Genomic DNA, 10,214 nt, shown 5'->3' with positions numbered 1-10,214 from the left:
GTACCACGGATACCGATAGGACGATAAGTCAATGTTGTTTGACCACCTTCTTGCTCTAGGTACTCTAGAGTCTTAGGAGTGGAATACTTAAAAAAGGTCCGAAAAATCTTTATACTAGCTCACTCTTCAATTCCTAGTCTTAAAATTTTGTTTTGTCATAGAACTTACAATTTTTGACACCAGATATTTTTGATGGTAGATTAATGTATCATCACTAATACTACTAAACCTAAAAATAAACTATACCCCACCACCCAATGAAACTAGAAGAACATAAGTTTATTCGCTATTTTGAACCAGAGCAAGCTGCACAAATTTCCCAAATTGCTATTATTAAAAAATTTAGTCCGCCAGAGATGATTTTTGAAGAAGGTGATGATTCAGATGCTTTATTCTTAGTTCTAGAAGGTGAGGTTAAAGTTAGTAAAAAAAGCAGTGAAGGTAATAATTATGTTGTAATTACATCAGTTGAATCAAATGGTTATTTTGGCGAATTAGGGATTATAGATAAACAGCCAAGGAGTGGTAGAGTAGTTGCATTTAAGGAAACAACTGTAGCTAAAATTTACTATGACTCTATAATAGATATATTAGCCAATACAAAAGGGGATGTTGTTTTAAAAATATTAAGTATTTTATCTCAAAGACTGCGCACCGTGACGACTGAATATGTCAATCAATTAGCTTATAAAGAAAAAATGGCTTTGATTGGAGAGATGGTAAACACTATTATTCATGATTTTAGAAGCCCTTTTACTGGCATTCAATTATCAAGTTCGATGTTAAAAGAACTCCATCCAGATCAGGAAAGTCAAGAGTGGTGTGATTTAATTTCTATGCAAGTTCAGAGGATGTTAAATATGGCGGAAGAAGTGCTTGCTTTTTCTCAGGGAAATACAAAATTATTCTCTCAGCAAGTTGACATAGCCAAGCTATTACAAAACTTTAAAAAATTAAACCAAGTTTATATTGACTCTACTTTTGTAGAATTGACAGTTTCTGTTGAAGAGGGTTTGATCATAAATGCTGATGAAAACAAAATTAACCGTGTCCTACAAAATTTATTAGCTAATGCTGTAGAAGCTCTCAATCAATATGAAGGTAAGATAGAAATTAAAGCTCAGAGAAAAGATAAATGGGTTGAAATTATATTTTCGGATAATGGAGCTGGTATTCCTGAAGAAATTCAGAAGAATTTATTTGAAGCTTTTGTAAGTTATGGAAAACAGGGTGGCATAGGGTTAGGTACTGCTATTGTGAAAACAATTGTTGATGCTCATGGTGGAGATATTTTTTTTGAATCAACTCCAGGGAAAGGCACTACTTTTTACCTTCATTTTCCCCTAGTTGTTTAAGGAAGAATGAAGAAGGAAGAAGGAAATATATGAGCCTATAGATTAATACATTTCAATTAAATAGGACTTGCTGAATCAATCTAAAAGCATTTAAAAATAAAGGGACTTACCTTTTTTGGGTAGAAAAAAAATGCGTTTGTTTCAGCCGAAAACGCTCAAAAAATTACCATTTTAGGCTAGCTATGGCAGAAAAATCAAGGAATAATTATTCCTCCTACTTTATCTATCTTCCCACACTACCTAAACTTCCCAGACTCCCTCCCCCTAGACTCTGCTTTTTTGAGCAAACCCTAAATATTTTTTTGGCAGTTCTGAAAAATGAATAATTCTTTCTAAGCTTAAATAAGCTTACTTTGACAATAACTTTTAATTTCCTCAATTTTTCAATTGCTTTTAACGAAAAATTAAAGATATAAAGCTTCTGTTTTTCAGGAGAAAAAAAGTGCTAGGATATTTCCTTATATTCAATTTTATCAGGGTTTTAACCAGATGTAATTATCAATTGGTGGTGGTGCATAGTAATGGTAAAGGAAGCACCGGGAGTGTGGGGAGATGGGGAGATGGGGAGATGGGGAGAGATTAAAAAATATATATCCTCACCATTACCATGCAGGACTACCAATTATCAATTAAGAAACTCCTCCTATTATCAAAAGTTGACAGCTAANGAGATGGGGAGATGGGGAGAAATTAAAAAATATATATCCTCACCATTACCATGCAGGACTACCAATTATCAATTAAGAAACTCCTCCTATTATCAAAAGTTGACAGCTAATAGCTGATGCTGAATGGTTATTTGTGAAGAAATAAACATTAGTTTTTATTGCTAAATCTTGAATTTTAACTTGCGATTTAAAATAAGGTGACTGACGATTTTGACGATAATTTTACACTTCCATCTACTGATATTAAAACTAATTCTAAAGATACAAAAAATGGTTTATCTATAGCCGCTTTAAGAGAACAAACAATTCAAAAAATTTGTTTTAATTTGCGACCAGGGCAACAACAAATGGCTGACTGGGAAGGGGGACCTTTGGCAGTATCGGCAGTTCCTGGAGCAGGAAAATCTTATGGGATGGCAACAGCAGCAGCTTTAGCGATCGCTCGTTATAAGTTACATAGTCACTATCAATTAATTGTTGTTACTTTTACTCGTTCAGCAGCTACTAATATTAGGGTTAAAATTCGCAAAAATTTAAAGGATTTATCTTTACCTGAAGGCGGTTTTGTTGTTCATACTTTGCATGGTTTGGCTTTAAGTATTGCTTTACGTTATCCTGAATTATCTGGGTTAGATTTAGAAAATTCTAATTTAATTTTGCCTACTCCTAGTAATAAGATAACTCGCAGTTGTGTAGAAAGTTGGATTGCTAATAACCCAAGACTTTATCAACTTTTAATTGAAGGAAGTCAGTTTGATGGAGAGGAAACGGAACGTTTAAGAAGGCAGTCTGTTTTACGGACTGAAGTATTACCTCAATTAGCTTGGAAAGCAATTCAACAAGCAAAAAGTTCTGGTATTAAACCTGAATATTTATGGCAGCTACGAGAACAAAATAATGATAATTATCAAGTTTTGNGCTAATAACCCAAGACTTTATCAACTTTTAATTGAAGGAAGTCAGTTTGATGGAGAGGAAACGGAACGTTTAAGAAGGCAGTCTGTTTTACGGACTGAAGTATTACCTCAATTAGCTTGGAAAGCAATTCAACAAGCAAAAAGTTCTGGTATTAAACCTGAATATTTATGGCAGCTACGAGAACAAAATAATGATAATTATCAAGTTTTGACTATTGCTGCTAGTTTATATCAAATATATCAGGAAATATTGAGGGAAAGGCAATTAATTGATTATGATGAAATGATTTTGGCTGCTTTACGGGTATTGGAAAATGAAAGTGCTAGAAAAATGTGGCAAAATCAAGTTTTTGCGGTGTTTGAAGATGAAGCTCAAGATTCTACTCCTTTGCAAACTAAGTTATTAGAAATTCTGGCTACTTCTAGGGAAAGTAATGATAGTAATTTAGATTTTAATTCTATTGAGCAGGAAGAAAAATTATCAAAATTAAGTCATCTAAATTTGATGCGGGTGGGAGACCCAAATCAAGCAATTAATTCTACGTTTACTCCAGCAGATCCAATAGATTTTCGGCGATTTTGTCAAGACTGTGAAGAGTTAGAAAAATTGGCAGTTATGCAGCAAGCAGGTCGTAGTTGTCAGATAATTATTGATGCAGCTAATTTTGTGTTGAAGTGGGTAAATAATTCAAAGTTAGCAGGAAAGGAAAAACCGTTTCGAGACCAAAATATTCATCCTGTAAAAGTTAAAGAATTAGGAAATAATTATAATCCTCTAGCTACTGGAAGTGGTTTAGAAATATATGAACCTAGAGATATTTATCAAACACTTGAATTAATGGGTAAACGGATAATTAATTTGTTTGAAGAAAATCCCGAAGGTAAATTTGCTGTATTAGTAAGGGAAAATAAACAAGGTCAATTTATTGCAGATACTTTTAGTAATCCTGGAAAGTATGGAGTTGAACTTGATTTAGGAAAATATGGTATTAAAATACAGGACGTTTCTCAAGGGGCACGTCACTCTCAAATTCCGGCAGAAATATTAGCATTAATACAATTTATTGACCGCCCTCATTCTCCAGATTATTTAAAATCTGCTTTGAAAGTTTTAGGCGATCGCCACTTAATTCCGCAGCAAGATTATAATAGTTTTGCCTCTCAATTAGAGCAATTTCTTTATCCTGGTCCTCTCGATCCGTATCAGTCAGAAAAGGTGCGTAAATGTCGAGATTTTTGTCGTAGTTTGCTTAGAGCAAAATCTGAATTACCTTTATATCAGTTAATTTCTTTTTTGGCTTTGGCTTTAAATTATGAACAGTCAGATTTGGCAACTGCTGATAAGTTAGCAGAAAGAGTTGCTAAACAAATTGCTGGTAATAGTTCGATGAATTCTATGTTGGAAGTGTTAAGTGAAATTGTAAATTCTGAGAGATTTGAATCTGTGGAAGTGGAGGAAATGCAGAGGAATATTANAAATGTCGAGATTTTTGTCGTAGTTTGCTTAGAGCAAAATCTGAATTACCTTTATATCAGTTAATTTCTTTTTTGGCTTTGGCTTTAAATTATGAACAGTCAGATTTGGCAACTGCTGATAAGTTAGCAGAAAGAGTTGCTAAACAAATTGCTGGTAATAGTTCGATGAATTCTATGTTGGAAGTGTTAAGTGAAATTGTAAATTCTGAGAGATTTGAATCTGTGGAAGTGGAGGAAAATGCAGAGGAATATTATACTCGTCCTCAGCAACTTACTATTATTACGATGCACAAGTCTAAGGGGTTAGATTGGGATTTTGTCTTTCTACCTTTTTTGCATGAAAATATAATTCCTGGTAATTTACGAGTTTTACCCCAGGCTAATTTTTTGGGAGATTTTGACTTAGCTGAAGTTGCAAGGGCGCAAATTCGGGCGAGTTTGCAAGGGGAAGATTTACCAGATATTTCAGAAGCTTGGGAACAAGCAGGATATTTAAAAATGGCTGAAGAATTTCGGTTATTATATGTGGCAATGACTAGGGCAAAAAAGTTATTGTGGATGTCTGCTGCAAAGTTAGCTCCTTTTACTTGGAATAAACCAGAAAATTTACAAGCGCAAAAACCAAGTCCTGTTTTGTCTGCTTTAAGGGATGAGTTTCTTAGGGGGAAGGAAGAAGGAAGAAGGAAGAAGGAAGAAGAAGGAGGGAAAAAGTAAGAAAGAAGTAGTTGTAGTAGCGTGACACAGCTAAAACTGTGCAATAGATTTTAACTTGAAAATTCTTACTTTTGAATGCATGACTTTTGACTTTTGAATTCAATCTAACGCACCATTTTAGATGAAACAGTCTGGTAGGGTTTGTTACGCGCTAGCCGTAACGCACCATAATTAATTCAAAAATAATATAAAAAGAGGAAATAATTGATTTTATTTTTTATTATTGGAGATGTTTTTCAACTTTATCCTATTCTTTAATAAGGAGGAAGTAAGCTCACACGGATTATGGCACGGATGTACGGATTAAGATGTACGGATTAAGTTGTTAGTTAAAGTAGTTAAAGTAGGTTGGGTTGAGGAACGAAACCCAACATTATCTATATATATAGGTATAAGCTTTTGACTACATAGATGAAATTTTTGACCGAAAAATTTTGGTTAATAGCCTCCTCTTTTAAGGGGATAAAAAAGCGGTCGTTTGCGGAGCATTCCGTAGGAAAGCGTCCCGGAGGGAATGGTCTCCCGAAGAGTGCAGAGGAGCTGCCTCTTGCAGAGGAGCTGCCTCTTGCAGAGGAGCTGCCTCTTGCAGAGGAGCTGCCTCTTGCAGAGGAGCTTCGCTAACGCTAACGCTAACGCTAACGCTAACGCTTTATATGTCGCGCAGCGAAACGCCATATCCAATCGACCAAGAGAAGAATATTCCGTATTTCAAGCCTCCTGGTTTCCGTTTGTCATGCTGCGCAAACAGCAGGAGGTGCTGTTTCGCTCCGCGACATGGAAAGCGGAGCATTCCCTATACGAAAAAACGCAGTTCCTCCGATAGGAGACTAACTGATAACTGAAATGACATTGGGTCAACCTCAACAATGAAACCCAACATTAGCCATCTATATATATAGCAATGTGCGCTGGCACGCTTTACAAATTGCAGGAGGTGTCCAAGCTGCTCAAAGCTTTATATTATCGGCAATTTATTCTCACTATTGCTTGTTTTATGTTCCCTGTTCCCGGAGCGCTATATTATAGATATAAACTTTTTACCCCTATATACCACAAAACAGCTAATTTATCAAACTGCTATAACAGGAAGGGAGAAAAATTAGTCTTTCATGGCAGAAAAAATCAACAAAATTTCCTCTGAAAACAACGATAGAATAAGCATTTCCAGCCTTAAAATTCAATTAAGCAATAACTATCCTTTGGATTTTTCCTTCTTTCAGAATACCACACAACTGAACCAAAAAGCTGAAAATATTGAAAACTCGTTAGCCAGATCGGGCAAAATTTTCCCTGATTTGTCATCAAAACCTGACAATATTTAAAACTTTTAAACCAAAAACCACAAACCTATAATAAAAACTTAGGCTGACAAAGTACGTTCTATTTTTCTTAAGGATGGTTTGGTAGATAAGGGAGTTACAACTTTCTTTTTAGCAACAGAAGCGATCGCTAGATTAGGATTAGAAATTCTCAAAGAAGTAGATTTCATTAATTGATAATGGATAATGAATAATGGATAATTACCTCTAGTTAAAACCATCGGATTGAAGATAAGGAAATATCCTAGCACTTTTTTTCTCCTTAAGAGGAGAGGCAATAAAGCCGAATTGATTAATTATCAATTATCCATTGTAATGACTGCTAATGGTATTAATAAAGCACGCATTTTTCAAGATACTAAAATTTCTCTACTTGGAAGGGAAGAAACTTTTGAATGTTTAGAATTTTCTGGAGGTAACGACTCTTTATTAGGAGTATTGCCACTAGAAGCTTTAGGTATTGAAATCGATATACAAAATCAAAATTTAAAGGTTTTACCTACTAGCTATAATCAAACTTATCTCACAATTGTGTAGGGTGTTTTAGGTGCTAGTCGTAACACACCATGATTAATTTAAAAATCGTGTAAAAAATTGATTATAAAAAACCATGATTAATTTAAAAATCGTGTAAAAAATTGATTATTAAGTAATCTTTGGTGTGAGTTAGGCTTCCCTCAAAATTGATGGGTTAAACCTTCTTAAAAAATGGTGCGTTACGCTCCGCTAACACACCCTACTAGACTGTTTCATCTTAAATGTTGCAATAGATTGTTCTTGGGTTGAGTAACGTTTGCGGAGCATTTCCAACGGAAAAACCCAACAACAATCTTTCTCCCCTCCGACCCTCCGACCCTACTCCCTAATGCACTATTTTAGTTGAAACAGTCCACTACATTAATTAATGTAAGCTATAGTAAGAAATGATGGTTAAAATATATCCTTTGCAATAACATATAATGTAGGTTGGGTTGTTTAGGTTAACGTTGCGCAGCATGGAACGTTTGGGGAGCATTTCCAACGGAAAAACCAAACATTTAGAAACTAAAAAAATTGATAACTGATAACTGAAACGACCAGAGAAAAAATTACATATAACTATCAGGAGGAAAAAAATTATGGCTTTACATTACCCATAAAGCCTTGCGTCGCTTCACCAAATTTTCCCTTTCTAGTCGTTACGTTTTACAGTGGGATATAGTTAAATATTTCCCTAGCATCGACCATCAAATTCTCAAATAAATTATTCGTCGCAAAATAAAATGTCAAGACACCCTCTGGTTAATCGACAAAATTATTGATGGAAGTAACCAACAAATCCCAGTATTAACGAATTTTCCCGGAGACGAACTACTCACTTCAGCAAACCGGATAAAAGGTTTACCTCTCGGAAACTTAACCAGTCAATTTTTTGCCAACTTATATCTAAATAACTTCGACCATTTCATCAAAGAAAAACTAAAAGTAAAAAAATATCTACGCTACGTCGATGACTTTGCCTTATTCTCAGACGACAAAGAATTTTTAGTCATTGCCAGACAAAAAATCGAAGCATACCTAGCCAACCTCCGTCTCAAAATTCATCCCATTAAAAGTCAATTATTTCAAACAAAAACAGGAACGAACTTTGTCGGTTTTCGAGTATTGCCAGACCGCATTAGAATACGTTCCGAAAATTTAAGAATAGCTAGAAAAAGACTAAGACAATTACAGAAAGACTACCGACTAGGAAAAATAGAATCTACCCAAATCCAAAAATCTCTACAAAGTTGGTTTGCTCATTTAGACCACGGCAGTACCTGGCATTTAAAACAGAAAATATTAACTTCTCTCAATATGGGAAAATAATTATGGGATTGACAAACCAAAGCTCCGTGGCGGTAGCTTTTCAGTTATCAGTTATTAGTTATCAGCTTTTTCAGTGAACAGTTATCAGTTATCAGTTATCAGCTTTTTCTGGAGTTTATGGATATAAACAAAAGTATTGTCTATCAAAAAGCTTATCAATTTGCCATTAGAGTAGTCAAAGCTTATAAATACTTGACAGAAGAAAAAAAGGAATATGTATTATCTAAACAACTCCTAAGAAGTGGAACATCTATTGGAGCCAATATAGCAGAAGCAAATGGAGGAATATCTCAAGCTGACTTTAGGGCAAAAATGTCTATAGCTTATAAAGAAGCCCAAGAAACAAAATAACTGAAAAAACTGATAACTAATAACTAAAAAGGCTGATAACTGATAACTGACAACTGATAACTGAAAAGATGCAGATGAGATTGCTAAAATCTTATTTTCCATCATCAAAAAAACTGAAAAAACTGATAACTGAAGAAGCTGATAACTGAAAATGCACCCCGAGAAAAAGTCGGAATTTCCTTTTCCATCCCACCTCCCTGAACTACTGAAAATTTTCATCCGGTAAAGCACCCCGAGAAAAAGTCGGAATTTCCTCTTCCATCCCACCTCCCTTGACTACTGAAAATTTTCATTCTCGTATATCTCTCCCCAGAAAAAGTCGAAATTTCCTTTTTCATACAACTTCCCTGAACTACTGAAAATTTTCATTCTCGTATATCTCTCCCCAGAAAAAGTAGCGATCGCCTCTTTCATCCCACCCCCCTTGACTACTGAAAATCTTTATTCTCTGAAGCACCTATAGAAAAAGTGGCGATCGCCTCTTCCATCCCACCTCCCTTGACTACTGAAAATCTTTATTCTCGTATATCTCTCCCAAGAAAATGTCGAAATTTCCTTTTCCATACAACTTTCCTGAACTACTGACAATTTTCATTCTGTGAAGCACTCAAAAAAATCGCGCCTAAAAGAGAATTAGGGTTGCATCCTCAAAGCAACTGTGGTAGAATCAAATCATTAGGAGCTGTTCGCACCTACTATAGACTAATTATTCAACATAATAAATCTAAATTCAAAAAAAAATCAGCTTTAATATCATAAAATGAATACTTTGTCAAAACAGCAAAAAACGGGCAGAGAAAAAAAAGTCATTTTGAGCAAAGACAATTTAAAGAAATATCGCCCAAAACAACGACAGAATAGGAATTAACGGCTATAAAAATCAATTAAGATATAAGATAGCCAAAGAATATCATAAGTATAGGATATCACAAAAGCGAAAAAAGCGCTAAAAATCTTGAAATCTCGTTAACCAACCTCAAAAAATTTCCCTATTTAACAGTCGCGCCAAAATGGTAAAGTTTAAAATATTAAAACCAAAATCAGAAAATTATAACTTTATCTAATTTTCAAAGCATCCAAAAAAGCGCTCACACGGATTATGCCACGGATATACGGATTATTTCTCCTTACCACAAAATAGCTAATTTATCAAACTGCCATAACAGGAAGGGGAAAAAATTAGTCATTCATGGCAGAAAAAATCAACAAAATTTCTTCTCAAAACAACGATATAATCAGGATTTCCAGGGTCAAAATTTAATTAAGCAATAACAGCCCTTTGGATTGTTAAGTCTTTCAGACTACCACACAACCGAACCAAAAAGCTGAAAATCTTGAAACCTCGTTAAGCAAATCCGACAAAATTTCCTCTAATTTGTTATCAACCCCTGACAATATTTAAAATTTTCAAACTAAACAGCCACAACCTATAACCAAAACTTAGAGATATAAGGATCGCCTCTCAGACAACCATCAAAATTAAGCATTCCCTGAAGCACTCCCAAAAAAAAACGGCACGTCGAAAAAAGCGATCGCTTCCCAGACAACTAGGACCGTGCGTTATAG

The 10,214-nt window shown here is 34.7% G+C and carries 6 protein-coding genes and 4 pseudogenes; 9 read left to right on the top strand and 1 reads right to left on the bottom strand.

All coding sequences use genetic code 11. The annotated features are described in order from the left end of the window. Positions 1–257 precede the first annotated feature (257 nt). The 5 genes and pseudogenes from AFK68_RS25020 (at position 258) to AFK68_RS24995 (ending at position 6,452) form a co-directional block, all read left to right on the top strand. Complete coding sequence (locus tag AFK68_RS25020; protein WP_094676007.1) at positions 258–1,355, top strand: ATP-binding protein; 1,098 nt, start codon at positions 258–260, stop codon at positions 1,353–1,355. A gap of 865 nt (positions 1,356–2,220) precedes the next feature. Continuing rightward, positions 2,221–2,940: pseudogene (locus AFK68_RS25015) on the top strand (UvrD-helicase domain-containing protein); the annotation flags it as partial. Position 2,941: 1 nt separating this feature from the next. Beyond that, positions 2,942–4,415 (top strand): annotated as a pseudogene (locus AFK68_RS25010) (UvrD-helicase domain-containing protein); the annotation flags it as partial. A 1-nt stretch (position 4,416) separates the two neighbouring features. After that, positions 4,417–5,130 (top strand): 3'-5' exonuclease (locus AFK68_RS25005; RefSeq protein ID WP_143438233.1); only part of this gene is annotated, 714 nt, incomplete at its 5' end. A gap of 1,109 nt (positions 5,131–6,239) precedes the next feature. Continuing rightward, a complete protein-coding gene (locus tag AFK68_RS24995) occupies positions 6,240–6,452 on the top strand; it encodes a hypothetical protein (protein ID WP_094676001.1) in 213 nt (70 codons plus the stop codon). Positions 6,453–6,490: 38 nt separating this feature from the next. Here the strand turns inward: AFK68_RS24995 and AFK68_RS43615 are convergent, their stop codons facing one another. Further along, a complete protein-coding gene (locus tag AFK68_RS43615) occupies positions 6,491–6,619 on the bottom strand; it encodes a hypothetical protein (protein WP_256386648.1) in 129 nt (42 codons plus the stop codon). Between the two features lie 142 nt (positions 6,620–6,761). Here AFK68_RS43615 and AFK68_RS24990 point away from each other — a divergent pair. From AFK68_RS24990 to AFK68_RS24980, 4 genes and pseudogenes are all read left to right on the top strand, one after another. Continuing rightward, positions 6,762–6,986, top strand: a pseudogene (locus tag AFK68_RS24990) (aspartyl protease); the annotation flags it as partial. A 705-nt stretch (positions 6,987–7,691) separates the two neighbouring features. After that, positions 7,692–8,081, top strand: a pseudogene (locus tag AFK68_RS42545) (RNA-directed DNA polymerase); the annotation flags it as partial. 12 nt (positions 8,082–8,093) lie between these two features. Further along, on the top strand, positions 8,094–8,297 hold the full coding sequence (locus AFK68_RS42540; RefSeq protein WP_246844448.1) for a hypothetical protein: 204 nt from the start codon (positions 8,094–8,096) through the stop codon (positions 8,295–8,297). A gap of 117 nt (positions 8,298–8,414) precedes the next feature. Then, a complete protein-coding gene (locus tag AFK68_RS24980) occupies positions 8,415–8,648 on the top strand; it encodes a four helix bundle protein (RefSeq protein WP_094675999.1) in 234 nt (77 codons plus the stop codon). The last annotated feature ends 1,566 nt before the right edge of the window (positions 8,649–10,214 follow it).

It is taken from the genome of Hydrocoleum sp. CS-953 (assembly GCF_002260545.1).
Taxonomy (GTDB): Bacteria; Cyanobacteriota; Cyanobacteriia; order Cyanobacteriales; family Microcoleaceae; genus Trichodesmium.
The sequence above is the reverse complement of the archived record's forward strand: the minus strand, read 5'-3'. Positions and strand labels throughout refer to the sequence as shown.